This is a genomic window from Enterococcus hermanniensis (genome assembly GCF_001885945.1).
Classification (GTDB): Bacteria; Bacillota; Bacilli; order Lactobacillales; family Enterococcaceae; genus Enterococcus_A; species Enterococcus_A hermanniensis.
The window spans coordinates 1-1396 of record NZ_JXKQ01000038.1 but is presented as its reverse complement, the minus strand read 5'-3'; the positions used below and the strand labels follow the sequence as shown (position 1 = coordinate 1396).

General features: G+C 35.4%; 4 protein-coding genes. All 4 read left to right on the top strand.

All coding sequences use genetic code 11. The features are described 5' to 3' along the window. The coding region (locus tag RV04_RS12900) for a hypothetical protein (protein WP_245791105.1) at positions 1 to 241 on the top strand (241 nt) is incomplete at its 5' end. 36 nt (positions 242 to 277) lie between these two features. Beyond that, complete coding sequence (locus RV04_RS12895) at positions 278 to 487, top strand: hypothetical protein (RefSeq protein WP_071858856.1); 210 nt, start codon at positions 278 to 280, stop codon at positions 485 to 487. Between the two features lie 368 nt (positions 488 to 855). Next, entirely contained in the window at positions 856 to 1041 is a 186-nt protein-coding gene (locus tag RV04_RS12885) for a helix-turn-helix domain-containing protein (RefSeq protein ID WP_071858854.1), read from the top strand. Positions 1042 to 1064: 23 nt separating this feature from the next. Beyond that, positions 1065 to 1211 (top strand): hypothetical protein, encoded by a 147-nt coding sequence (locus RV04_RS13350; protein ID WP_169818219.1) that lies wholly within the window; start codon positions 1065 to 1067, stop codon positions 1209 to 1211. Positions 1212 to 1396: the final 185 nt, after the last annotated feature.

Genomic DNA, 1396 nt, shown 5'->3' with positions numbered 1-1396 from the left:
CCAAACTGGAGGACGGCGAATGATTGCAACGACCATAGTTCACACGATAGTCGGTTTCATAATAGCTGCTCTGGTATATATCCTATTCAATGTTAGCGAAAAAAGTGAAAAAGGTTGGCGAGTATTTGGAGCTATCATCTTCGTTGTTGGAGGTTTGATTTGCCTTGGAGCAGAATTGAATCTTTACTTCAATGGGACACAAGAAGAATTAATAAAGTGGATGTTCTGGATGAAAGATTAGTTCCGTTAACCACCAATATTAAGGAGGAGAAAGTAAATGAATAAATTGTCAAACGGAAGAGAAAATATGAGTAAAGAGCAACTGATGGGAGTATGTGATCAATTGGAACAAGAATTGGTTGGAGCTCAAGCTGTAAACAAAGCTTACAAGAAGCATTTAGAGCAAGTAATTGAATACCACTCAGTAGAGAAATACCGATCCATTGTACAAAAAAATAGAGAAGCAGCGGCAACTGCTCCTCAATAAATTAACCTTTATGGCATGCATAGCAACAGTAGTAGCAGCCATCGAAATTGAAATTGCCATCAGGATTTGATCGGACCATATGATTTATGGCCTCTTGGCAATTGCTGAAATAACCAATAGCTAATTGGTTTTTAGGTAAAGGCAAGTGCGTGCATGAATCGGTATGAATTTCATGGCGGCCTTTATCATCAGCGTTCTTATTACAAATGTAATTGGGCATAGACTACCTCCTTATCATTATTTCAGTGGACCACTCACTGATTTTGAATAATACATTGGCAGACGCATTATTCATTGTTAATTTTACACGATATGTACGGGGACGCAATGCGAACAACACTATATATAGTATATAAGGGGGTTTTTCAATGTGGATTAAAGTGAAGAAATATATGAAAATCAATGGATTAAATCAAGAGCAGCTTGCGAAAAAAATGAAAGTACATTCTGGAGTAATTTCAGATTTAAAACTTGGAAGAATAAAGAAGCCTAGTTTTGAGCTAGCTTGTAAATTTGCAGACGCTTTGGGAATTAAGGTAGATGAATTACGTTAGCCGATTCATTAGAGGAGGAAAATATGACAGTCAAAGAATTAATTGAAGAGTTAGAAAAAATCGATGATAAATCACTTGAGGTTCATGTAACGGAAATGATGGTAGGTGAATATTATACTCATGAATCATACGAAGTAAGCATAGATAAAAATAAAGTTTTCATATGGTAGTTTATCGAAGTAATCAAGAAGAAATACACGATAAACAGACTTAGAACAAATGGTGCAGCTCAATCATGGAGGTTTTGTATGAAAGAAAAACTGATCAATGATCTAAATGAAATGCTAGCAAGTTCTACTACGCTGAAAGTGAGCGAGAGACGATTAATAGAATTAACAATTGAATATATTGAAAA